The following is a 25202-nucleotide window of genomic DNA, read 5'->3' on the forward strand; positions in this document are numbered from 1 at the left end:
TGATTTTGGTGTAAAGTAATTGCGGATAAAATTGGATGATGAATATCATCACACATATATAAGAAGTGAGTGAAAAATGAGTTATTTCGGAACAGATGGCATTCGTGGAAAGTTTGGGGAGCTTCCAATTACACCTGAATTTGCACTTAAGCTAGGCTTTGCAGCAGGTAAAGTTTTAAAACAAATGAGTCATAAGAAAAAACCTATTGTTGTGTTGGGTAAAGATACCCGTTTATCTGGCTATATTTTAGAATCTGCATTACAAGCTGGTTTAAATGCTGCTGGAGTCTATGTTCATTTATTGGGGCCATTGCCAACCCCGGCCATCGCACATTTAACCCGTGCTTTGCATGCCAGTTTAGGCATTGTAATTTCGGCTTCGCATAACCCTTATTTTGATAACGGGATTAAATTTTTCTCAAGCGAAGGCAAAAAATTGCCCGATGAAGTTCAAGATGCAATTAATCGAGAACTTGAAAAAGAATTAAAAATTGAAGATACCGCAAACTTGGGTAAAAGCGTTCGTGTCAAAGACGCCAACGGTCGTTACATTGAGTTCTGTAAATCAACATTCCCATACCATTTCGATTTAAGTAATTTAAAGATTGTGGTGGACTGTGCCAATGGTGCAGCTTATAACGTGGGGCCTGCGGTATTTCGTGAACTGGGCGCGGGCGTGATTGCTATCCATAATGAACCGACAGGTTTAAATATTAATGAAGGCTGCGGTTCAACCCATCCTGAGAGCCTGCAAAAAGCTGTGTTAGAACATCAAGCAGATTTAGGCATTGCCTTTGATGGGGATGCAGACCGGGTGGTTTTGGTCGATAAAAACGGTCAGTTGGTCGATGGCGACAACATCCTTTATATTCTTGCGACACAAGCGAGCCATAAACCTGCAGGAATTGTGGGTACCGTGATGAGTAATATGGCCCTTGAATTGGCACTCGAAAAAGCGCAAGTTCCATTTGTACGTGCCAATGTAGGTGACCGTTATGTATTGCAAGCACTGGATGAAAATGGCTGGGTGATTGGCGGTGAACCATCCGGGCATATTCTGACCTTAGATAAAAGCACCACAGGCGATGCGATTATTGCAGCCTTGCAAGTGTTGACTGTCATGGTTGAACAGAAAAAAGCTTTGCATGAGTTGGTTGCAGACTTCCATTTATTGCCAAATGTATTGGTGAATGTTCGTTTAGATGCCATGTTCGATCCTTATGCTGTACCTGCATTAGCGACTGAATTTGAGAAAGCGGAACAACAGCTCAAAGGTCGGGGGCGTTTACTGATTCGTAAATCAGGCACTGAACCCGTCATTCGGGTCATGGTGGAAGGTGATGATCTTCAAGAAGTGACCGATTTAGCCAACCATCTTGCAGATGCTGTCCGTACCAATGCTGCTTAAGGAAACCATATGAATGATGTGATTAAAGATTTGAGCGAACTTCGCTTAAGTTACCAAAAAGGTGAATTACATGAAGCACATGTGGACGAAAATCCACATTTGCAGTTTCTAGCGTGGTTTAACGCATCTTTAGATGCCAAATTGCATGAACCCTATGCCATGTATTTGGCCACGGCAAATGCGCAAGGTCGTCCGCATGTACGTACCGTATTATTACGTGGCGCAACGCATGCGGGTTATGACTTTTATAGTAATTATGACAGTCAAAAAGGTTTAGATTTAATTGCAAATCCCTATGCGGAACTGCTGTTTTATTGGCCTGAATTGGAACGCCAAATTCGCGTCAGTGGTAAAGTTGAAAAGATTTCTTTAGCAGAGTCGAACGACTATTATCATAAACGTCCACGTGATAGCCAGATTGCAGCGCATATCAGTACGCCACAAAGTGGAGTCATTGCCAGTCGTGAAGAATTGCAAACGCGTTTCCAGGCCTTGCAAGATCGGGTAAGCGACAAAACAGAATTGGCCAAACCCGAATTTTGGGGTGGCTACCGTTTAGTACCCGACTATTACGAATTTTGGCAAGGTCGTCCAAACCGTTTACATGACCGTTTAAGTTATGAAAGAATCGACGGTACATGGAAATTACAACGACTCATGCCTTAAATGCCAAAAACACTGATTCAGCAACGACCTTTTATTACACGCCCTGAAAATATTCAGGGCGTGTCACCCTTTATTGCGCAAATTTTAGCGCGCCGTGGTATGCAATCCGAACAAGAACTCCAACTTAAACTGAAACATTTACTTGCTCCCAATATGAAAGGTTTAGAACAAGCCATTCAAATTATGGATCAAGCTATAGACGATGAGAAGAAAATTGTCATTGTTGGCGATTATGATGCGGATGGTGCAACCAGTACCGCATTAATGGTATTAGCGTTACGAGACATGGGTGCTACTGTTGAATATTTGGTTCCTGATCGTTTTAAATATGGCTATGGTTTAACACCCAAAATTGCAGATTTGGCATTTACCCGTTATCAGCCAGATCTGCTGATAACAGTCGATAACGGTATTTCCAGTCATGCGGGTGTAGAGCAAGCCCAAGCACATGGCATGCAGGTGATTATTACCGATCATCATCTGACCACCAAGGAAACGCCTAAAGCCGAAGCTGTTGTTAATCCGAATCAATTGGGTTGCGAATTTCCAAGCAAGGCCTTGGCGGGGGTAGGAGTTGCATTTTACTTGCTTGCTAACCTGTCGAGCCACCGAAGTAAATTAGGGAAATCTAATTCCAAGGTGGCACAGTATTTAGATCTGGTGGCGCTCGGGACATATGCGGATGTGGCAAGTCTGGATTATAACAACCGGATCTTGGTGGATGCCGGAGTTAAACGGATTCAGCAAAACCAATGTCGCGCAGGGATAAGTGCTTTACTGGATATTGCAGGACGAGAACCGTCCGAACTCAAAGCCCTAGATTTAGGTTTTGTGCTTGGTCCTCGAATTAATGCAGCTGGGCGCATGGAAACCATGGACATTGGTATTGAATGTCTCATTGCAATCGATATGCAAACTGCTTATCCATTGGCACAGCAGTTGAATCAGTTAAATGTTGAACGTCGTCAGGTTGAAGCGCAGATGAAGCAAGAGGCTTTATCTGAATTAGTAACCTTGCAATTAGATCAGGCAGATTTACCTGCGGCTTTAATTCTGTTTGAACCGCATTGGCATCAGGGTGTAATTGGTATTGTGGCGGGTCGTCTGAAAGAACAGTTTCATCGTCCGAGTATCGTTTTTGCAGCTGATGATGATGGCATTCATATCAAAGGTTCTGCACGCTCAATAGAAGGCGTGCATATTCGAGATGCGATTGAACTCATTGCAGAACAACATCCGCATTTGGTCAGTCACTTTGGCGGACATGCCGCAGCAGCGGGTTTAACCATTCAGAAAAAGCATTTTGAAGAATTCAAACAGGTTTTTGAGCAACTGATCTCGACTATGGATGAATCGCTGTTTTATGCCACTTTATGGACGGATGGTGAATTACCCACAACAACTTTTCAAATTGATACAGTCGATCTGCTGCAAAATTTAACCCCATGGGGACAAAAATTTCCATCACCGATTTTTGAAGGGGTATTCAAGGTTTTAGATTATCGCTGGTTGAAAGAAACCCATTTAAAACTGCGTTTGGCTTTAGAGAACGGTCAAATTGTAGAAGCCATTGCCTTTAATGCCAGTGAAAAATTCGAATTTGATGCCATGCAAGATAGTGTTCGACTGGTGTATGAACTCGATAAAAATGAATTCAATGGCAATGTGAGTTTACAACTGCGTGTCATACATTTAGAACAATAAAAAACCGCTCATTGGAGCGGTTTTTTTGATTTGATTAATTCGGTCTGATTAGAAGCGGTATTTCGCAGCTACACCAAATGAGTTGTAGTCATTATTACCAACTTCACCAAAACCAACACGACCTTCAAGGCTTACTTGTTGGTTAATGAATTTACGGGCATTGACACCAAATTCACTTTGATCAGTTAAGTCATTGTTATGATAGTCAGCACCAACGCTTAGTGTTTTATCAATGAAGTAGTCGGCAGCAAGATTGTACTCATCTAGATCACCAAATGCAGCACCAGCTTCTAAATTGATATCTTTACCATTACTTAAAGTAGTTACATATTTAGCACGTAATGTTGGATCTACACCATCATCATTGTCGTTGTCATAACCTTTAAGACCAGCGGCAATTAACAATCCTGGAGCTGGAAGGTAACCAACTTCAGCGGCATAGTAAGTGGTATCAAAGTCATATTTTTGACCCAGTCCATTGAAAAGTTCTGTTTCATTTTGACTGATGTTACCGCTTAAATAAAAGTCAGAATTTGGTACAAAGACCTCTGCACCGATACCATAAGTGTTGCTATCTAAATCACCACGATCAGCAAATGTTGCTTGGGCCTTTACGTTACTTGCACGGTCAAGGAAAGCTGCTTCTGCAAGTGGGGCATTACGAGTTTGAACGGGGTTGAAGTAATAAGTACCATCTACACCAAAAGCATTACCTGAACCACCATTATCTGGGTCAACGTAAGCGGCTGCTGCACCAACTTCGGCTTGGTATGCATTTGCTGTACCTGTTACTGCTAGAGCAGAAAGAAGTGCTGAAGCAATGGCTAATTTTTTCATGGATACTACCCCTCAAATTTATGGTCAAAATTAATACATTTTTTGTTACAACTTTTAGTCTAGAGCAAAATGAATTCAGGTCAATCCTCGCAAGGTTACTCAAATGTTGCTAACGTAATTTTATGTAATTTTTGAATTTTAAATATTTGAAAAATATAAATTTATTAAAATGTTTTGTTTTATTAAAATTGTGTAGAGTTCATGGATTTATGTGAATTTTTAATAAAATTTTAAGTATTTCGTAACAGAATAGTGAGTTAATATTAAAAATAACCTCAATTGAGGAGGTCTTTAACTATCCATTTAATTACTTACTGCTTAATTAAAAATAATATGTCACATTGATATTAAATAATTAAATATCATGACCCAACCAACTTCACCACCTACGCGAAGTTAGAATAAAATATTTAGAACGAATAAAGCAGAAATCAATATATTTTTCATCATAGTCTTGCATATTATAAGCTGCACTTAAGCTAAAGGCCTGGTCGAAATAAATATTCGATTCCATCATAAATTGTATATGCGTCGGCTTCAGATTTTATAGCTAAAATAGTTCTTCTTTCTGAGTAGTGATGGTTCTAGCCAAGATAAGTATTGCTGTGATGGGCTAAAAATGCAGATTTATTAAGCGGTGCATTTTTAGTAGAAACAGAATTGAATTAAAAGTGCCTTTTACCTCAAATTCATTGTCTGTATCGGTATAGTCGTTATCATGATCAGTATAGATACAACTACCCTCTAATTGAGTGTTCTAAGCCAAACTTGAACAAGCAATTGCTATAAGGCCGAGTGCTAGACGTGTGCATTTCATTAACCTCCAAAGTGATTGTGTTAAAAAATTGTAAGAATGCTTAAAAACATGCATCTGGTTCATAAAAAAGACATTCAGATCAACTGCTATTACACCAAGGCTCTGTAAAACTGCATCCATGCTCTGTGTTATAATTGATGGCTATTTAAGCCTAGTATTCTGATTGAGAGTAATTCACGTGGAAATTAATCCTTATCTAAACCAATTAAAAGACTTAAACGACCGTGGTCTAACATTACGGGGGTATCTTTGACTACGATCTGAAAAAAGAACGTTTAGAAGAGGTTCTCCGCGAGCTTGAAGATCCAACCATCTGGAATGACCAAAGTCGCGCGCAAGCCATGGCTAAAGAAAAAGGCGAGCTTGAAAACGTATTAAATGTGCTTGAGGGTTTATCGACTCAGCTGGAAGACGCACAAGCATTGCTTGAGTTAGCAGTTGAAGCAGACGACGAAAGTTTGCTTGAAGATGTGCAAGCGGAATTAGACAATTCTGAAGCCGAACTGGCAAAACTTGAATTCCGCCGTATGTTCAGTAACCCGATGGACCCGAACCCATGTTATGTGGAAATTCAGGCCGGTTCGGGGGGGACGGAAGCACAGGACTGGGCTTCTATGCTACTTCGTATGTATATGCGCTGGATTGAACGTCACGGCTTTAAAGCAGAATTGATGGAAGAATCTGACGGTGATGTTGCCGGGATTAAGTCGGCCACAATCCGCGTTGAAGGCGAGTATGCCTATGGCTGGTTACGTACCGAATCTGGTGTACACCGTTTAGTGCGTAAATCGCCATTTGACTCGGGTAACCGTCGTCATACTTCATTCTCGGCTGTGTTTGTTTCACCTGAAATTGATGACGATATCGAAATTGATATTAACCCTGCGGACGTGCGTACCGATACTTATCGTGCATCGGGTGCCGGTGGTCAGCATATTAACAAAACCGATTCTGCGGTACGTTTGACCCATGCACCCACAGGGATTGTAGTGGCATGTCAGAACCAGCGTTCACAACACGCCAACCGTGACCATGCCTGGAAACAGTTACGTGCAAAACTCTATGAATTAGAGATGAAAAAACGTACCGATGCTGCGCAAGCACTGGAAGATACCAAGTCCGATATTGGTTGGGGCAGCCAGATTCGTTCATACGTACTGGATGACTCGCGTATTAAAGACTTGCGTACCAGTGTGGAAAGCTCGAACACTGGCGCAGTGCTGGATGGTGATCTGGATAAATTTATTGAAGCCAGTTTAAAACAGGGTTTATAAGTTTATTGCTAGAAAAACAGAGGCCGACCCTCTGTTTTTTTAGCTTTAAAACTGGGTGATACGAGTTCATCCAATGTATTGGTCAGACAATGTTAGAATAGAGTGAATTTGTACAAGATTGCAGCAATTTACAAAATGAATATATAATATCGATAAATTTCGATATTAATATCGTATAAATTCGATATAATGATTCTAGGTAAGGTGCTGATCATGAACACGAGTGAAATGAGATGGACACAGAAGCAATTTATAAAGCCTTAGCCAACCCGATTAGACGTCAGATTCTGCAATGTTTAAAAGAACCTGATCGTTACATTTCTAGTGAAGAATGTGGAAATGACTTTAGTCGTGGTGTCTGCGCAGGTCAGATGGAAAAAATTGCCGATATCTCTCAGTCGACCATGTCCAATCATTTGTCGGTGCTGCAACAGGCAGGACTGATTCATGTCACTAAATATGGACAATGGTCTTATTTCTCACGTAATGAAGCACTGATCGAAGAGTTTTTACAACATTTACAGCATGCGCTTTAGACTTTAATCAGTCCGGGCAAGCTGTAAGAGGATTGCTGGATGACAGATTTTTCAACACCGATTCAATTTGGTGAACTTAAACTTAAAAACCGTGTGGTGATGGCACCATTAACGCGTAGCCGTGCCACCGCTGACCGTGTACCAACGCCAATGATGGCTGAATACTATGCGCAACGTGCAAGTGCAGGTTTAATCATCTCGGAAGCAACGGTGATTTCAGAAGAAGCCAATGGTTATGAAAAAACGCCAGGTTTATTTACCGACGCTCAAGTAGAAGGCTGGAAACTTGTTACAGATGCAGTTCATGCCAAAGACAGTTTGATTGTGGCGCAATTGTGGCATGTGGGTCGGGTATCGCATCCTGATTTATTAAAGGGTGAAACGCCGGTTTCAGCCAGTGCCGTACAACAGGCTGGTCATGTTAGCCTGCTGCGTCCAAAACGTGAATATGTAGTGCCGCGTCCACTGGAAATCTCTGAAATTCGAGCCATTACCGAGCAATATAAACAGTCTGCCATTCGTGCCAAAGCTGCAGGTTTTGACGGAGTGGAATTGCATGCGGCGAATGGTTATCTGATTGACCAATTCTTGCAAACTTCAACCAATAAACGTAGCGATCTTTATGGTAGTTCGGTTGAAAACCGCGCGCGTTTCTTGCTTGAAGTGGTGGATGCCCTGATTGAAGTCTGGGGCGCGGGTCGTGTTGGTGTGCATTTGGCACCGCGTGGCGATGAGCATGATATGGGTGATGCCAATGCGAAAGAAACGTTTGGTTATGTAATGGAAGAACTGGGCAAACGTAAAATTGCCTTCTTCTTTACCCGTGAATATCTAGCCGATGACAGCATCAGCCTAGAGATGAAAGCGCGTTCAAATGGTGTGCCGTATATTGCCAATATGCGTTTAAGCCGTGAAGATGCACTTGAATTATTGGCATCGGGCAAAGCAGAAGCGGTGTCTTTTGGTAAGAATTATATTGCCAATCCTGACCTTTTTGAGCGCTTGGTGGAAGATGAACCGCTAAATGAATTGAAGTTTGAAAATATGATTGGAACCGATGTCGCAGCAGGTTATATCGACTATCCTTTCTTAAATAAACAGTTGGCCGAAAGCTAAGCTGATACCTCACAAAGCAGAATAAATCATCTCACAGAGCAGAATCCATTAACATGTGGAGGCTGCTCTGTTATATTTTGCCGATTCAACACAATTTGAGGCAACTTGTTTGGCTACTCCTGTTTGGTACAACGCAGCATTATCAATCATTAAACCATTATATAAGTGGCGAATAAAAAAACGTGCGTTGAATACGGAGCAATTGCAACAAGAGTGTCTTGAGCGTTTTGGTCCCTTTCAAACGCCGAAAAATCTGCATGCCATCTGGTTTCATGTGGTATCTGTGGGGGAAACCAATGCGGCGCAACCCTTAATCGAACATTATTTAAAATTAGGTCATGCCGTTTTAGTGACCAATACCACCAAGACCGGACAGGCGCGTGCCAAATCACTATTTTTAAAAGCCCCGTATGAACATTTGTTTCAGGCAGTGTATTTGCCTGCGGACCAGAAACATTTGGTGCAAGCGTTTTATCAAAAATATCAGCCGAAATTATTGGCTTTGGTGGAAACTGAAATCTGGCCAAATTTGATTGACCAAGCCCAGCAATTTAAAGTGCCATGTTTGTTGATTAATGCCCGTCTTTCGGAAAAATCCGCACAAGGCTACAGCAAAGTTCAAGGTCTGAGCCGAGGTATGCTGAATGGTCTAGACCAGTTACTGGCACAAGACCAAGCGACTTTAGAGCGCTTTATCCATTTAGGTTTATCTGCGAATAAAGGGAAGGTGTTAGGAAGTATTAAATTTGATATTCATGCACCTGAAACATCTATTCAACAGGCAGGGCAACTGAAACAAGAATGGAATTTAGTAGCATGTAAAATCATCACCATTGCCAGTACGCATGCGCCAGAAGAGCAAAAATTACTCGTCGCTTTACAGCCTTATTTAATCCAGCATCCAGAAATTGTGGTGATTGTGGTACCGCGTCATCCGGAACGCTTTGATGAGGTATTTCAGATTGCACAAGGTTTAGATTTAAAAACCCGACGCCGCAGTTTAGGTGAATCCATTCAGCCTGATACCCAAGTATATTTAGCCGATAGTATGGGCGAGATGTGGTTGTGGTATGCCTTAAGCCAAGTCTGCTTTGTCGGTGGTTCGTTGAATGAGCCAGGCGGTGGGCATAACATTTTAGAGCCAATTGCTTTAAATGTGCCGACGGTTTTGGGTAAAAATTACTTTAACTTTCAGACTATTGTTGATGAATTTGTCGCAGTGAATGGGGTAAAAGTTGTGGATGATGCAGAGCAGGCGACGAAACTTTTAATTGAACTGTTAAATGATCATGTAGTTGCAGAACAACTGAATCGACAGGCACAACGAATCATGCTGAAAAATACCGGTTCGTTAGCAAAGCATATTGCGGTGATTGACCGGTATCTTTAAAAAGCCCTGTGTTACATTACGTTGAAATTTATTTCGCGGAGGCGGCATGGATGCCGCCGTTAGGCTATGGTAAAGGGACTTACCATTAGCCTAACAAAGAGTTTTGCCTACTTTTGCTCTGTCAAAAGTAGGAATATGCCTACGCAAAGTAAAATAAAGTCATGAAATTTTAGGTGGCTGTGCAGGTGTCTTTGCTTTTAAGAGTTGAATTTATAACTTATGAATATTGTTCTTCTTGACCCACGCCAAACTGAATCTGAAATCTGGACAATTAGTGCCAAACGTCAGCTTGAACATTTACGTACCCATGTTGATATCCAAGTCGGTGACAGCTTAAAAGTCGGGATTCGGGAGGGTAAACGCTACCTGACGGAAATTGTGGAAATCACTGAACAAGCCATAAAATTAAAATCCATTAAAGAAGAGCTTGTTCCTGAAAAACTGCCGGTCACTTTAATTGTTGCCATGCCGCGTCCGAAAGTGCTGCGCCGTTTAATTATGGATAGTGTCACGCTGGGGGTAGAAAAAATTATTCTTCTGCACAGTTATCGGGTGGATAAAAGCTATTGGCAAACCCCATTTTTACAACAGCTTGATCAATATGTAACGCTGGGTCTGGAACAAGCCGGAGATACCATTGCACCTAAAATTGAAATCTATAAACGCTTTAAGCCATTTGTAGAAGATGTCTTGCCCAGTTTAATTACCGTGGAATGTCCGGCTTACGTGGCCCATCCTTATGCAGATATGAAAATGCCTTTTGCAATTGATCATCCGTGTAGCATTATGATTGGCCCAGAGGGCGGTTTTATTCCCTATGAAGTGGATTTGCTGATAAAAAACGGCTGCCAGGCGGTAAGCTTAGGCAACCGTATTATTCGAACTGAAACTGTGATTGCTTATGTATTAGGTCGTCTGTTTAGCACGAGCTGACTCATCATCCTGTACCGAAGGATCACCACGATAGATCTTCACTTCCTGTACTGGATAAGGGATAGAAATATTATGTTCTGCAAAAGCCTGAATCACCCTTTCCTGTACGGCACTGACCGACGTTCCCATTCCTGTTTCAGTCGTATCCACCCACCAGAAGGCTTTTAGCGTGATCGAGAAGTCAGCCAGTGCAGTGACATTTACGCTAAACCCAGGTTGACTCAGGATCGTTGGATCTTTATCTAGAATTGCAGTAATAATATCTTTGGCTTTTTGGATATCGTCTTCATAACCAATACCGACCACAAATTCACAACGGCGGCGTTGATAAGCCGTATTGACCGTCACTGCGCTGGTATAGACTGTTGCATTGGGAATAACGATACGACGGCCATCGGGTGAACGTAAGAAAGTTGCACGAATCTGAATATCTTCAACCGTACCTTCCATGCCCGACACAATAATGTCATCACCAATTTTGAACGGTTCACCCAGTAAAATTAAAATGCCTGAAAGCAAATTCTGGAAAATGTCCTTGAACGCGAAACCGATCGCGACCGAACCAATCCCCAAAGCACTCATTAGCTGCCCCGGAGTGAAGCCTGGAATGGCAATGACCATGGCAATGAGGAAACCAAAGAACATGATGGCTGAACTGCCGACACGGTTCAGAACCAGAACCAGATTCTGTTTGGTATAAGAGCGGTCAGTCAAAGCTTTACGGACAAAGAATTTAAATAATTTTGACAGTAAATAAAATATTGTAAAAACCACCAGTGCAATACAGATGTAGGGTAAGCGCTCCCAAAAGGCATCGGCGAATTTATCAATGGTGGAATACGCATCGTTATACTTTGCTGTATGTTTTAGCACAGTTTGTGTGGTTTTTTCAGTTGCCTCATGCAAAAGCTCTGATGTGCCTTGAGTGACATCATTCAAGGCATTGTTTTGTTCAGCCACGAATTTTCCGAATTTGGGTTAGTACGCAGTATTTTGCCTGAAAATTAGTAAAAATTTAACCACTACTCAGCTGCGATCAGTCTAGTTTTGTCAAAAAACTGTGAACACATTTTAAAAGTAGGCGGTGCCTTTTTGAATGACTTCTTGAGGTTGAGGCATTTCCAGTTCGCCTGCTCCAAACATATAAGACACGATGCTACTTGAAGCCATGAAACTCAATACCGTGATAATAATCATCAACCAGGCCAGTATTTTTTCCCAGACCGATGTCGCACGCGGTAAACCATAATTGTTGACTCCCTTGCTTCCTGAACCTAAAAGTAAATATAGCCCCATAAAAATATTCAGTAAGGGAATCAGGAATAACAGAATCAGCCAGCCACTTCGGTTCATGTCATGCAAACGGCGGATGCTAATCACCATCAGAAAATAAAGGTACAGTACCAAAATCACCACAAAGCCGAGTCCTGCTAATCCGGTCAATGTATTTACGAACTGGTTGTCCACCGACAGGGTGTTCAGGTGGAAAATGCCCATGGTCAGGCTCAGTGCAAGGGTGGCGAAGAAAGTAATGAGATGCACAAACCCATACCAGCCAATTGAACTCAAACGACCAAAACGGCCTTGGGGCGACAAAGGATTATCGTTAGTTGGCAGTGGTGGTCGTGAAAAAAATGGAGAGGAGTCTTGCGGGTTCATATGCTTTCCGGGTCAGGTTTGGCTGAGCAAATAGGGCATTTTGCAAAGCAGTGCATGCATCTTCTTGTTAAATTATAAGATTAAATGAACAGATCAGATACGAATTAGACCATTTTTTTTGTTGAATACGATAAGGAGTCTGTGGTTTAAATTGTATAAATAAACTACGACCAAAGCATGATTGAATCGGTTGAAAAATAATCGTCATACTGTGGATATGCAGTCAATAAAATCAATAACGTGGCATAGCATCTCGTGATGAGATGAAGAAGAGCAAGGAAGTACTTATGAAAGAGATCTATCCTGTACCAGAAGAGTTTAAAAAAACCGCTCGCACCAACGAGTCTGAATATTTCGAGCGTTATCAGCAATCCATCGATCAGTCTGATGAATATTGGGCAGAGCAAGCCAATAAACTGGACTGGATCAAACCTTTTACCCAAGTCAAAAACACAAGTTTCAACAAAGACAATTTTAAAATCGAATGGTTTGCCGATGGGCAACTGAATCTGAGTGCCAATTGCCTGGATCGGCATTTAAAAGAACATCCGCATAAACCTGCCATTATTTGGGAAGGCGATCATCCTTCGCGGCATAAAATTATTTCCTTTAAAGAACTGCATGATGAAACCTGCCGTTTTGCCAATGTGCTGAAAAAACATGGCGTGAGTAAAGGTGACCGTGTGGTGCTGTATATGCCGATGATATCGGAAGCGGCTATTTCGATGCTGGCTTGTGCACGCATTGGTGCAGTGCATTGTGTGGTATTTGGTGGTTTCTCACCAGATTCACTGGCCAGCCGGATTGAAGACTGTCAGGCAAAAATCGTGATTACCGCCGACTCAGGCATGCGTGGTGGTAAACCGGTCCCACTCAAAGAAAATGTCGATGCGGCATTGAAAGTACAAGGAACTGAATCAGTTCAAAATGTGATTGTGGTGCATCGTACCGGGAACCCGATTGAACTCAAGGAAGGGCGTGACTTGTGGTATCACATGGAAATCATGTCGGTGAATGAAATCTGCCCGCCTGAACCGATGAATGCTGAAGATCCCTTATTCATTTTGTATACCTCAGGTTCGACCGGCAAGCCGAAAGGGGTGTTACATACCACTGGCGGTTATTTGACTTATGTGAACTCCACTTTCCGTGAAGTTTTTGATATCAAGCAGGATGATGTGTTCTGGTGTACTGCAGATGTCGGCTGGATTACTGGACATTCTTATGTACTGTATGGGCCATTGTCGAATGGCACCACAACGGTAATGTTTGAAGGTGTGCCGCAATATCCGACCTGGGCACGCACCGGTCATATTGTCGACAAGCACAATGTCACCATTCTCTATACTGCGCCAACCGCGATTCGCGCCATGATGCGAGAAGGTGATACCTTTGTTCGGGAAAGTGACCGCAGCAGCTTACGTTTAATTGGTTCGGTAGGTGAGCCGATTAATCCGGAAGCATGGAACTGGTATTACACCGTGGTGGGTGAAAGCCGCTGCCCGATTGTCGATACCTGGTGGCAAACTGAAACCGGCGGGATATTAATTTCACCCTTACCAGGTGCAACCGATTTAAAGCCGGGTTCTGCTACCCGTCCATTATTTGGCATACAACCCGCTATTGTCGATGCTGAAGGCAAGGAACTGGAAGGCGAAGCAGAAGGTAACCTGATTATCAAGGATTCCTGGCCGGGTCAGATGCGTACCATCTGGGGTGATCCTGAACGTTTTATTGAAGCCTATTTCTCCACCTATCCAGGAACTTATTTCACTGGAGATGGCGCCCGCCGTGATAAAGATGGCTATTACTGGATTACCGGACGGGTAGATGATGTATTGAATGTCTCAGGACACCGTTTAGGTACCGCAGAAGTCGAAAGTGCCTTGGTAGCGCATGAGCATGTCGCTGAAGCTGCGGTTGTCGGCATGCCGCATGATATTAAAGGTCAAGGCATCTGTGCATTTGTTACTTTACAGGCCAATTTTGAAGAATCCGACGAATTGCGTAAAGAATTGGTCGCTTGGGTTCGCAAAACCTTGGGACCTGTGGCCACACCGGATGCTTTATATTGGGCACCCGCCTTGCCAAAAACTCGTTCCGGAAAAATCATGCGCCGTATTTTAAGAAAAATTGCCGCCAATGAACTGGATAGTTTGGGGGATACTTCGACCTTGGCCGATCCACAGGTGGTAGACAATCTGATACTGACCGTTTACCCCAACAATTAAGTCATTTTAGCCATTACCGCCTGCATTTTTCAGGCGGTATTTTATTTTATGTACAAGGACTTCAGGCATTCAGATAAAGCAGCAAAACATCATCTGCTAAGCTAAAAATATAGGGATAATCAGACAATATTATGAATGCCTCATTTCCGCTGTTAAGTCTAAATCCGTTACATATTGCTTAACAACTGGCGGAACAGTTTGCAACCATTGCAGCTGAACGTAAAAAATAAGGTGGCAACCCAAAATAAGAGCGTGATTTAATCCTTCAAAGTGGTTTGCTAGGACTGTCTATTCCAACCGAATAATGAATGGGCTTTTAATTATTAAATTAAGAATTTGATTTATATATAAAATAAAAGAGTTTCGTATAAGGTGTATTATGTTAATTTTAGGAAAAGTAAATAAAATGATGTAGTAGCATCTATTATGAAATTAAGGAAATAATAATGAATAACGCTGATTTTGTTGATGCACTTAGAGTCTATGTTAGAGATGCTGGAATTAAGGATGTTATTTCTAAGTTAAAAAGCCCACCTGGTAGGAAGGTTACCCCTGAGATGAAAAATTTATCCGAATGGTATAATGGCTTATCAGAAGAGGATACTAATAGAGTTAATTTAGTGGCTCATGATGTCCTATTTGGTATTTTTGCAGTATTAGATGGTGTTCGAATTATTGACGAAGAAAAAGGACAGTTTGAATTAACTTATAGAACTCAAAAAGATACATTCATGTTAAATAATCCTTCTGAATTAGGATTACATGGGCTACTTAATTCAATCAAGTGAAATTAGATCAAGCAAATAACAATGAGTAAGAATATATCTTAAGTAAAACCTTATTAAATATAATGGCGGTTATAAGAAGTAAAAAGCGGGGAGATCGGCCCACGCTTCGCATAACTCGTATTATATTAATTTTAGAAAGACTATAAAGTGTCTACAAAGTAAGTGGCTATTCAGATTCAGGTGTTTATCGCACTATTAAACAATTACGCATCATTCGAAGCATACTGAATAATACAAAGAGCTTTCCCTTCCAGAGGTAATTCATGCTTTTCAGATAAATCACTTAAAAGTTCTTTAATTAAAAAAACCTCTAAAAAGTAGCTATATACTCGCCTATCCACTGTAAATTCGAGTACACCATCATCTGGCTCAACCATAACGATAGTATCTGAAGCTACAGTCCAATCTTTTACCGCATAAATCGTTTCTTCATCAGAATACTCTTCTATATTTAATAGAACTTCCAATAAATTCATACCGTTAATTCCTCAGATGGAATATCTACCTTTTCCATTGATAAATTATCAAAAAAATTAGAATTAAGCCTCCCATTTTTCAATTCGTATAAGATGTATTTTATTTATTTTAGTAAAACTAAAAAGGGTTATTCTTAATATGATGTATAAATGGACTGACTTTGAACAAAAACTAATAATTCATAGAGATACGAGTATTGATATATCTAGAATATTATTGATGTATGAAAATCAAATTAAAGAAATTATCGTTAAAATTAAAAAACTAAAATTTGAAGAAACAGGGTCTATATTTGACGAATTATGTGAAATACAAGACTACTTAGCTACAGCTAAATATAAATATGATATACAACTCAATAAAGAATTAGATTTATTCGTATACCATTTTGATAGAGCTGGTGATGAATATATAAGACAATATTGGTATGAACAATTTCATAATAATATTACTTGGCCTCTACCAGAGGATTCTTGATGTCCATTTAACATAATAGTGCTTATACGAAACACTTTTTTAATATTAATTTAAGATCAGTATCCTATCTTAATACATACCCTCTCGAACGATCTCGTTCAACCGGCTTGGAAAAAAAGTCGGCTTTTTTATGAACATTTTTGATATATTCCGCTAATAAAAATGATCGTTATTTGATTAAATTGAAACTTTTTTCAATGTTAACAGCCTTCCAAGGGTAGAAAATATCCTCAATTTTACGGATAAAACCGGGACAGTTTTTAGCCGATCTTGTACGCATTTGCTCACATCAATCTAGGTCCTTTGCTGCTATACCACTTCGTTGTAGCTTCCTATAATGGGGACATACAGGGCAGGATGCTCCAAATAAAAAGAACAATAAACAGAACAAGGACTGAGATCCGACAGGAGTTAGATCTAAGCATCAAATACGAAAAACCCCGGCAGGATTCCGGGTTTTTTTATTATCTAAAATCTTATTATTACTAAGACTAAAAGCCCTCTCATATAGCATCCTTTATATTTATATATTTTATCTAACATCAATCTCTTATAAGAAATGAATTTGTTATCATCCACTTAAGTTATTTATAAGAATAAAAAAACCTCAAGCCGAGTCTTGAGGGGAAAATGGAGCTACTTTTTATTCTTCTTGTTATTTTTAACTGCTGCTAAGCTGACCTGGCTCGAACCCGTTGTTCTTGTTGCTGTTTTGCTTCAAGTTCACGAACCAGAGGCAACACCTTCGCACCGAAGTATTCGACTTCCTCAATAAAGTGTAAGAAGCCTGAAAGTATCAAGTCCACACCGACCGCTTTCAATTCCAGAATACGCTCTGCAATTTGCTGTGGAGTTCCAATCAGATTGGTCTTAAAGCCATCGTTATACTGTACTAAATCTTCAAAAGTCGATTTCGCCCAGTTACCTTCGCCTTCTAGGGTTGATGCACCTGCTTCGCGGGTAGCCTCACCAAATGCATTCACAGCTTGAATATTGGCTTTATCTACAATTTCTTGCAGCACAGATTGCGCTTCTTCTTCAGTATCGCGCGCAATAATGAATGCATTCACTCCAATTTTCACCTGATGGTTATTGGTCTTGGCTTTATCGCGAATATCATCAATTTGTTTTTTGATTTCTTCAGGTGTGTTGCCATTGGTGAAGTACCAATCTGAAACATGCGAAGCCATATTCCGTGCAGCACGTGAACTGCCACCTTGGAAGATTTCAATATGCGGTTTTTGCACCGGTTTTGGACTTAGGGTGTAATCTTTGAATTGATAATACTTGCCATCAAAACTGAAATTATCTTGAGTCCAGACGCCTTTTAAAGAACGAATAAATTCTTCTGAACGGACATAACGCTGATCGTGTTCTGGCCATTCTTCACCAATCGCATCAAATTCACCGCGGAACCAGCCACTGACTATATTAATGGCGATCCGACCATTCGTAAGATGATCAATCGTTGCTAATTGTTTGGCAGCAAGCGCGGGTTTCCAAGGGCCGGGCAAAATCGCCGCAATCACTTTTAAGCGTTCAGTTTTTGCCAAAATGCCGTGACTGAAGCTTACAGACTCATGTTGATTTTCTGCGTTATAGCCAGCAGTAAAACGAATCTGCGTCAGTGCATACTCAAAACCACTTTTTTCTGCCGCTTGGGCTAAGCGTACGTTGTATTCATAGCTCCAGTCGGTACGCTGTTCGATATTACTGACCACCAGGCCGCCACTGACATTCGGCACCCAATAGGCAAATTTTATGTTGTTGTTTTGCTGTGCTTGTTGTTGGGACATCTCTAAACCCTCGAGGTGAAAGTCGCAGATTAAGCGACTTGAGTCTGCGGTGCTTTTTTGCTGTGTAGGCGAGATTCTGCTGCATCCAAGCTTGGCACTGCCGCAGAAGGAAGCACTTCTTCCTGCTCGATTTGTTTATTAATGCCCAGGTTTTGATTGGCTTGTTGGGTTTTTTCTTTCACCATTTCTGCGCGTTGACCTTTTGCTGGTGCCCATTCAAGAATGGGTAAAGCACGTGCCACTGCCAAAGTAATACGGTCACGCAAGAATTCGCTGTGAATGGTGTATTCAGGCGTGAAATCACGGTCAGTTGCATAAACACCGATGGGCAAAGTTTGCGCCTGAAAGAAACTAAACAATGGACGCAACTGGTGCTCAAGAACCAAGGCATGACGTTCAGAACCACCAGAAGCTGCAAGCAGAACTGGAACATCCACCAGTGCTGTTTGTTCTACAAAATCAAAGAAATGTTTAAATAGACCGGTAAATGATGCGCGATACACTGGCGTACCTACAATTAGCGCATCTGCTGCTTCTACGGCCGCCAAGTCATCTTGTACCCGTTGTGGTAATTGATTGCGGTAGATTGCACCACCCATCAATTGACCAATTTCGCTGAATTTAATGAAATGTACCTTGATGGGAGTGGCTTCACCCAGTTCGTCCAGAATCGCCTGAACCAAAGCTTCAGTTTTTGATGGGTTGTTCAAACCACCCGATACAGCAACAATATTTAAGGGTTTTTGTGTATTTAAAATGGACATCTCGGAATAACCTAAAACAATAAAATATCGGAATATAGTTATTAATCAGCACCTGCGATATCCTGTAAAATAAGCAAATACAGAAAAGTTATCTGATTTTGAGATATACAGAAAATTGTCATTAAGTAAGCTTTAAGAGGGTATTAATTACTTGATTTATAGATTTATCTGGATTTCTAATAAGTATTTTGCTTTATACGATAAAATTTATATAAAAAAGTGATTAGGTTTAAACAAATTAAGAAAATACAGAGTTTTGCTAATTTCTTACTGTGAATATCGGCTTAAATGCAAAAATAGTGAGATCTTGCATATCCTTAAATGCGCGACTATGGTTAGAATAGAAACCACTGTGCACAAGATCCTTCATGTCGCTTATGAATATTTTAATCGTTGATGACCATCCGTTGTTTCGTCATGCCTTGATTCAGGCCGTTCGTTACAGCTTACCGCAAGCTCAAATTCAAGAAACGGCTGCAGTAAATGAGTTGTATGAACGCTTAGATAACGGACCAGAACCGGATTTGGTCTTATTGGATTTAAATTTACCAGGAGCTTCGGGGTTTTCAGCTTTGGTTCACGTCCGTGCACAATATCCCTCGATTCCAATTATTGTAGTTTCTGCCCATGAAGAAACTTCAATAATTCAACGTGCGATTGCGCATGGTGCAATGGGCTATATTCCTAAATCAGCGCATCCAAGCCATATTGGTGAGGCGATTCGTCAGGTGCTAGAAGGTGAAATCTGGTTACCGCCAAACTTGCCTGCCAACCTGAATTTTGATCCACGTGCAGCAGATGAAACTGCACTGGCAGAACGTATTCAATCGCTGACACCACAACAGTTCCGTGTATTGATGATGGTAGCTGAAGGTTTGCTGAATAAACAGATTGCTTACGAACTTGATGTCTCTGAAGCAACCATTAAAGCGCATGTCACTGCCATTTTCCGTAAATTGAATGTACAAAACCGTACTCAGGCGGTATTGGCAATCAGCGCTTTAAATATCGAAGAAAAGAAAATGTAATTTGCTGAACACAGCATTGAATAAAAAAGGCACTTCATAAAAGTGCCTTTTTTATTGCGAGGTTTATTGCGCGAGATGTTTTGAAATTCAAAGCATTTAGCGTTTTAGATTAGGCGACACAGCTTTGTCTGGGAGTGTGGTCGGTGCAAAATAATGGATTCAATGCACATTGCAGATCATCGATTTGCTCCTGGGAGACATAGGATTTCTCTTTCAGGTATTCAGCTACGCTGTCATCTCGTAAGCTTAAGAATGCTGCATCATATACGCCCAAATCGACAAATAATGCCGCAGTTTCCAAGCTGTTAAAACGGTCTAAATAGACATCACTGCCATACAGCAGGAAAATATGATCTTCATTGGCATGCGCATTTACACCTAAACGTTTTGCCAATTCAAAAGGTGGGGTTTTAATAAAAAGCAGATCAGACAATTCATCAAATTGTGTGGTATCTAACATATTCTCATCGGTTTTTACTTTACCTAGCCACGCTTTAAAGACCAAGACTGCACCACCACGCAATAACATGCTCCAAATCTGGTGACGTACCTGATCAGTTAAGTCTCTAGATTCGGTGTTTAAGGACTCGATGAGCTTATCTTCTTGTTCAGCAAGTCGATCAAATAGGCCCAAACCTTGGGGTTTATATGCGGCAGGGCTGAAAACATCAAAATTCAATTCATCGAATACCTGTAAGGCAAGCGGAACAGCACTTTGATACAAGGCATTTAAGGCCTGAATGTGAATATCCTTTAAGTGGCTGGGCTTAAACAACTCAGTCCATTGAATTTCAGGTAACAGGGCATTGACACCATATTGACGGTGAAATTGTTGCCATTGGTCTACGTCATGGCTTCCGGCTTCAGAAATGTTCATCTTAAACTCCTGTATTTTTCTATGATGATCAGTTTCTTGGGCAGCGTTTTATGTAGGTACTGATAGACAGATTAAACTGATCACTTGTTGCTCTCATATATGATCCAGGAAAGTGACAAACGGAATACGACTAAAGTTATAGATGTAACTTTTATTAAAAAAATAGATTTAATAATAATAACTTATAAAATTGTAACTAAGTATACAAGTGTATATTTAAATTTTGATGTTCTTTGCCATAGCCAGTACTAGCTTGGAGTTTTTGGTCAATGCAGCAGCGCTTAAATTCATGCTTTTTGAACAGTTTTGCATAAATGAAAAAATAAATTGCCAGTAATCGTAATAATAGGTGTATTTGCGTAAAAAAACGTCCATTTCAGCAAGCTGGAATGGACGTGTGGGTTTACGATTTAGGTTTAATCACTGGAAATTTTTAATCCAGATAACCATGAACGAAGCGATGCCGGTTTTAACGGTTTTTTCAGCAGCACAATATTCAGGTCTTTCAAATATTGTGGAAGATCAGGATCAGAATCTGCAGTAATCAGCGCCACAGGGACCTGTTCCTGACGGTTTTTCTGAATAAAATCGAGACCAATTTTACCGTTATTTAAATGCTGGTCGACCAGCCATACCTGAATGTTTTCTTGCTGAATCAGTTCTAGCGCCTGTTCAGGTTCAGTCGCTTTAAACACTTGATAGCCCCATTTGGTCAGCAAGGTCGACATCCCTTCTAAAATGGTTTCATCATTGTCTAAGCATAAAATTTTATAGGCTTTGCTTTTCAGTGGAATCGCCTGAACCGGTGTTGCCACCACTTTTGGCGCTTCCACAATCGGTACTTCAATCATGAAGCAAGAGCCTTTGCCATATTCGGAATAGACATGTACCGGATAGTCCAGCATGCTGGTCATACGTTGAACAATGGCCAGACCGAGTCCCAAACCTTGTTCACCCCAAGGGGAGGTGTGGCCGCAGCGCTCGAATTCCTGAAATAGCTTAATCCGTTGTTCTTCAGCAATACCTGGACCGGTATCCCAAACCCCAATCCGAATGTTATTGGGTTTATCGCTTGAACGCAGCACACCGACAATCACGCGACCTCTGGCAGTATAACGCAAGGCATTGCTGACAAAGTTTTGAATAATACGGCGAATCCATTGCGGGTCGGTATCAATCCAGAATTGCGCATCATGCACACTGAATTTAATCCCGCGTTGTGCAGCAATGGATTTAAATTGCAGTTCTAAATCACTGAGCAAGTCATGTAGAGGATAAGATTGACGTTTCGGCTGAATTGTTCCGCCTTCCAGACGGGCAATATCCAGCAAGGCTGACAGCATGCTTTCTGCCCCATGTAAGGCGCGATCAAGTTGTTGCAGGGTTTTGCGATCTTCATCTGACTGAACGCTTTGTTCCAAGGCAGTACTAAACAAACGCGCAGCATGCATCGGCTGTAGCAAGTCATGACTTGCCGCTGCAATAAAGCGACTTTTTGACATGTTGGCCCGGTCGGCTTGTTCGCGTGCCAGTTGTTGCTCGGAAAGTGCATTGGCAAGCTGTTGGGTACGATCTTGAACTCGTCCTTCAAGCATGGCTTCGTTTTCACGGAATGCGGTAATGTCGGCAAAAGTGGTAACAAAACCGCCACCTTCGATCGGATTACCGCGCATCTGAATCACTCGGCCATCTTTACGGATCCGTTCAAATTCATGCGCGCTCCCCATGGCCATCCAGTGAATCCGTTTCCGGACGTGCTCTTCCACCGAACCCGGACCGCATTCACCGCGTTCCGCGTTATAGCGAATTAAATCGGAAATTGGGCAACCGACATAGACAATGTCTTTTGGATAATCGAACAGTTTCAGATATTGATTATTCCAGGCCACCAGACACATGTTTTCATCTACCACACTGACCCCTTGGGTCATATGATCAATCATGGTCATGATCAGGTTTTGATTAAACCGCTGCCACTGTGAGGCCTGATCTAGAATATTCGCCACTTGACCGAGGGCTAAGCCATTATTCACCATCGCCGTGGTGAGCAGGGTACGAGCAGAAGCTGAACCAATAGTTCCTGCCAGATATTGCTCGGTGAAACGCCACCACATGCCATTGGCACTGCTATTTTCATTCAGGATGACATTATTTTGTGCGCAGAATTGGTGGAAAGCTTGGGTGGTGGGTCCTTCACCGGTAATCCGTTTGGCCAAGGCAATTAAATCTCCAACTTTCAGACGCGCCACATCATGATTAAGGTAGCTAATATCAGTCGAGCTGGTGTGTGCCGGCAAGGGCTTGGTTTCATAATAGAAGAAACTTTCTGCTTGAATCTGTTCTGCAATACTGGGGCGGAAAATTCGGGAGACCCAGACATATAACAGGATATTTAGACCTAAAGACCAAACTACGCCATGGGTCAAGGCTGCAAAAGACTGAAAGCCGAGCAGGGCTTCTGGACGTAACCAGTTAATCCCCAAAGGTCCCAGACTCAGAAATTGTTGGGAAAACTGGCTATATTCAGCAGGCAAGCTACGTAATACGGTGGGTAACAGCAAGGTATATGCCCACATTACAAAGCCGGTAATCAGACCTGCATAAACCCCTTGTTTGCTACCGCCACGCCAATACAGTCCCCCAATCAGGGCAGGGGAGAACTGTGCTACTGCACTGAATGCCAGCAAGCCGAAAACAGAAAGTTGGTCAATGTCATTAAAGAAATGGAAGAACAGGAAGCCCAGCAACATGACTGCTAAAATACAGACGCGACGGGTAAATTTGAGGACCAACGGCAGACGTTTGTCGTGACGTGAAATTATGCCTGTGCGCCAGAGTGCCGGCATAATCAGGTCATTACTGAGCATAATCGACAAGGCGACTGATGACACCAGCAACATGCCGGTTGATGCAGAAAAACCACCCAGAAAGGCCAGTAAGGTTAACCATTCCTGATTATAACTGAGCGGTAATGACAGAACGGCAACATCGGGAATGGCTAAAAAGTGCGGGGCTGCATGTAATGCCCAGCTGGCAATGGGAATAATTGCGATGGTGGTCAGGATCAGATAAGTGGCAAACCAGCGACGTGCCCCGCGAATATGTTTTTCGTCGCGTAGTTCAACTACAGCCACATGAAATTGGCGCGGCAAACAAATGATCGCCAAGGCTGCCAATACCGTTTGTACCCAAAACGTTTCCGGTACCCCAAACAGTTGAACCTCTTTAAAGGTGTCCGCGACATCACTTGAAATTTGCGCCAGATTTCCCGGAGAATCAAACACGAAAAATAAGGCGACACAGAGTAAAGCGAAGAGTTTTACAAAGGATTCAAATGCCACCGCCAGCATTAAACCGCCATGCTGTTCGGTATTGGCAATTTGCCGGGTCCCAAAAATCATGGCTAAAATGGCCAATATCCCCGTTAAGAACAGCACGCCATTGGTGGTGCCTTCTATGCCAGAGTCCTGTTGCAGAATCACGGCGGCACTTAAGGCAATCGCTCTGAGCTGCAAGGCCAAATAAGGAATAATCGCGATGACGGCAAGAATGGTAACCAGTGACGCCAATGTCCCGCTTTTGCCATAGCGTGCGGCAACAAAGTCGGCAATGGAGGAAATAGCATGATGTTGACGTACCCGGCCCAAACGTCGCCAAATATCGTAACCGACCCCAACAAAGATTAACGGTCCTAAGTAAATGGGCAGAAAGATAATCCCTTCCCGAACTGCGGCCCCCGTTGCGCCATAAAATGTCCAAGATGAACAATAAACCCCTAAAGTTAAACTAAAGAGTAGCATGCGTCCGCGGGTACTTAATCGACTGGCATGTTTTTCCCCAAAAAATGCACAGATAAAAAGTAATGCGATATAAAGGGCAAGAACCCCGATAATAAGCCAGCTATTCATATTGCCTGCAGTATAAAACTATATCGTAATAATACCCTATCTGATAATCTGACCGCTCAATTGATCAAAATTTAACGACCAAAGTATTAATTACAACAACCCAACAAGATTGTTAAGTTATACAACGTAATAATTCGAATTAAAAATAGCACCTAAGATTGGATGCACAAAGGAGCATTGTTATGGATGAGAGACAGGTAGAACAAATTCTACAAAATCCAAAATTTAAACAGATGGTCAGTAAAAAAAGTACACTGAGCTGGACACTTACAGCAATTATGTTGTTCGTCTACGTGGGTTTTATGCTGCTCGTCGGTTATAACAAAGAATTCTTAATGAGTTCTTTTAGTGGTGGTGTAACAACTTGGGGCATACCACTAGGTCTAAGCATCATCGTATTATCATTTATACTTTGTGGCGTGTATTCCTATATTGCTAATAACAAGTTAGATCCGCTAACAAAAGAAGCGATGAGAGAAGTAGAAGCAATTGCCAACGCAAAAGGACCGCACTAAT

The 25202-nt window shown here is 41.7% G+C and carries 21 protein-coding genes; 13 read left to right on the forward strand and 8 right to left on the reverse strand.

Annotation, left to right across the window (positions count from 1 at the left end):
• The first annotated feature begins 76 nt into the window (after nucleotides 1–76).
• The 3 genes from glmM to recJ are packed head-to-tail and all read left to right on the forward strand — an operon-like array spanning nucleotide 77 to nucleotide 3778.
• Entirely contained in the window at nucleotides 77–1408 is a 1332-nt protein-coding gene (gene glmM, locus AC3CAU_RS03815; RefSeq protein WP_447053768.1) for a phosphoglucosamine mutase, read from the forward strand.
• A gap of 9 nt (nucleotides 1409–1417) precedes the next feature.
• Entirely contained in the window at nucleotides 1418–2074 is a 657-nt protein-coding gene (gene pdxH / locus AC3CAU_RS03820) for a pyridoxamine 5'-phosphate oxidase (RefSeq protein ID WP_447053767.1), read from the forward strand.
• A complete protein-coding gene (gene recJ / locus AC3CAU_RS03825; protein ID WP_424619091.1) occupies nucleotides 2075–3778 on the forward strand; it encodes a single-stranded-DNA-specific exonuclease RecJ in 1704 nt (567 codons plus the stop codon).
• A gap of 48 nt (nucleotides 3779–3826) precedes the next feature.
• Here the strand turns inward: recJ and AC3CAU_RS03830 are convergent, their stop codons facing one another.
• Nucleotides 3827–4615, reverse strand: coding sequence for a putative porin (locus tag AC3CAU_RS03830; protein ID WP_131216810.1), 789 nt, complete (start codon nucleotides 4613–4615; stop codon nucleotides 3827–3829).
• 995 nt (nucleotides 4616–5610) lie between these two features.
• Between AC3CAU_RS03830 and prfB the strand changes: the two genes are divergently transcribed.
• The 5 genes from prfB to AC3CAU_RS03855 all read left to right on the forward strand — a co-directional run bounded on the left by prfB (nucleotide 5611) and on the right by AC3CAU_RS03855 (nucleotide 10681).
• A protein-coding gene (gene prfB / locus AC3CAU_RS03835; RefSeq protein WP_131216808.1) for a peptide chain release factor 2 occupies nucleotides 5611–6706 on the forward strand; the annotation gives its coding sequence in 2 pieces (ribosomal slippage) (nucleotides 5611–5682 and nucleotides 5684–6706; 1095 coding nt in all).
• Between the two features lie 233 nt (nucleotides 6707–6939).
• Nucleotides 6940–7242: an ArsR/SmtB family transcription factor gene (locus tag AC3CAU_RS03840; RefSeq protein WP_425918927.1), complete on the forward strand. Its 303-nt coding sequence runs from the start codon at nucleotides 6940–6942 to the stop codon at nucleotides 7240–7242.
• Between the two features lie 39 nt (nucleotides 7243–7281).
• Nucleotides 7282–8358: an alkene reductase gene (locus AC3CAU_RS03845; protein WP_424619087.1), complete on the forward strand. Its 1077-nt coding sequence runs from the start codon at nucleotides 7282–7284 to the stop codon at nucleotides 8356–8358.
• Nucleotides 8359–8467: 109 nt separating this feature from the next.
• Entirely contained in the window at nucleotides 8468–9748 is a 1281-nt protein-coding gene (locus AC3CAU_RS03850) for a 3-deoxy-D-manno-octulosonic acid transferase (protein WP_424619085.1), read from the forward strand.
• Between the two features lie 219 nt (nucleotides 9749–9967).
• Nucleotides 9968–10681 carry a 16S rRNA (uracil(1498)-N(3))-methyltransferase gene (locus AC3CAU_RS03855; protein WP_424619083.1) on the forward strand — a complete coding sequence of 238 codons (714 nt, stop codon included), beginning with the start codon at nucleotides 9968–9970 and terminating at the stop codon, nucleotides 10679–10681.
• Here AC3CAU_RS03855 and AC3CAU_RS03860 read toward each other — a convergent pair.
• Together AC3CAU_RS03860 and AC3CAU_RS03865 are read right to left on the reverse strand one after the other, a co-directional pair.
• Nucleotides 10655–11641 carry a mechanosensitive ion channel family protein gene (locus tag AC3CAU_RS03860; RefSeq protein ID WP_424619081.1) on the reverse strand — a complete coding sequence of 329 codons (987 nt, stop codon included), beginning with the start codon at nucleotides 11639–11641 and terminating at the stop codon, nucleotides 10655–10657. The genes AC3CAU_RS03855 and AC3CAU_RS03860 overlap by 27 nt on opposite strands.
• Nucleotides 11642–11752: 111 nt before the next feature.
• Nucleotides 11753–12340, reverse strand: a complete 588-nt coding sequence (locus AC3CAU_RS03865; protein WP_424619079.1) for a DUF805 domain-containing protein — start codon at nucleotides 12338–12340, stop codon at nucleotides 11753–11755.
• A gap of 287 nt (nucleotides 12341–12627) precedes the next feature.
• Between AC3CAU_RS03865 and acs the strand changes: the two genes are divergently transcribed.
• Nucleotides 12628–14571, forward strand: coding sequence for an acetate--CoA ligase (gene acs / locus AC3CAU_RS03870; RefSeq protein ID WP_424619077.1), 1944 nt, complete (start codon nucleotides 12628–12630; stop codon nucleotides 14569–14571).
• A 446-nt stretch (nucleotides 14572–15017) separates the two neighbouring features.
• Nucleotides 15018–15359 carry a hypothetical protein gene (locus AC3CAU_RS03875; protein WP_447053766.1) on the forward strand — a complete coding sequence of 114 codons (342 nt, stop codon included), beginning with the start codon at nucleotides 15018–15020 and terminating at the stop codon, nucleotides 15357–15359.
• Between the two features lie 203 nt (nucleotides 15360–15562).
• Here the strand turns inward: AC3CAU_RS03875 and AC3CAU_RS03880 are convergent, their stop codons facing one another.
• Entirely contained in the window at nucleotides 15563–15835 is a 273-nt protein-coding gene (locus AC3CAU_RS03880) for a hypothetical protein (RefSeq protein ID WP_447053765.1), read from the reverse strand.
• A gap of 139 nt (nucleotides 15836–15974) precedes the next feature.
• Here AC3CAU_RS03880 and AC3CAU_RS03885 point away from each other — a divergent pair, with 139 nt between their 5' ends.
• The gene (locus AC3CAU_RS03885) at nucleotides 15975–16313 is read left to right on the forward strand and encodes a hypothetical protein (protein ID WP_131216791.1); all 339 of its coding nucleotides are present in this window, start codon (nucleotides 15975–15977) and stop codon (nucleotides 16311–16313) included.
• A gap of 671 nt (nucleotides 16314–16984) precedes the next feature.
• Here the strand turns inward: AC3CAU_RS03885 and sfnG are convergent.
• Both sfnG and msuE read right to left on the reverse strand, forming a co-directional pair.
• Nucleotides 16985–18109, reverse strand: coding sequence for a dimethylsulfone monooxygenase SfnG (sfnG, locus tag AC3CAU_RS03890; protein ID WP_131215352.1), 1125 nt, complete (start codon nucleotides 18107–18109; stop codon nucleotides 16985–16987).
• 29 nt (nucleotides 18110–18138) lie between these two features.
• A complete protein-coding gene (gene msuE / locus AC3CAU_RS03895; protein ID WP_447053764.1) occupies nucleotides 18139–18873 on the reverse strand; it encodes an FMN reductase in 735 nt (244 codons plus the stop codon).
• A 377-nt stretch (nucleotides 18874–19250) separates the two neighbouring features.
• Between msuE and AC3CAU_RS03900 the strand changes: the two genes are divergently transcribed.
• Entirely contained in the window at nucleotides 19251–19901 is a 651-nt protein-coding gene (locus tag AC3CAU_RS03900; protein ID WP_131215361.1) for a response regulator, read from the forward strand.
• Nucleotides 19902–20010: 109 nt separating this feature from the next.
• Here AC3CAU_RS03900 and AC3CAU_RS03905 read toward each other — a convergent pair whose 3' ends face one another.
• Together AC3CAU_RS03905 and AC3CAU_RS03910 are read right to left on the reverse strand one after the other, a co-directional pair.
• Nucleotides 20011–20778, reverse strand: a complete 768-nt coding sequence (locus AC3CAU_RS03905) for a hypothetical protein (RefSeq protein WP_447053763.1) — start codon at nucleotides 20776–20778, stop codon at nucleotides 20011–20013.
• 416 nt (nucleotides 20779–21194) lie between these two features.
• Entirely contained in the window at nucleotides 21195–24686 is a 3492-nt protein-coding gene (locus AC3CAU_RS03910) for a hybrid sensor histidine kinase/response regulator (RefSeq protein ID WP_447053762.1), read from the reverse strand.
• A 182-nt stretch (nucleotides 24687–24868) separates the two neighbouring features.
• Here AC3CAU_RS03910 and AC3CAU_RS03915 point away from each other — a divergent pair, with 182 nt between their 5' ends.
• Complete coding sequence (locus AC3CAU_RS03915) at nucleotides 24869–25201, forward strand: DUF485 domain-containing protein (protein WP_131215340.1); 333 nt, start codon at nucleotides 24869–24871, stop codon at nucleotides 25199–25201.
• The last annotated feature ends 1 nt before the right edge of the window (nucleotide 25202 follow it).

The organism is Acinetobacter sp. GG23, assembly GCF_057766365.1.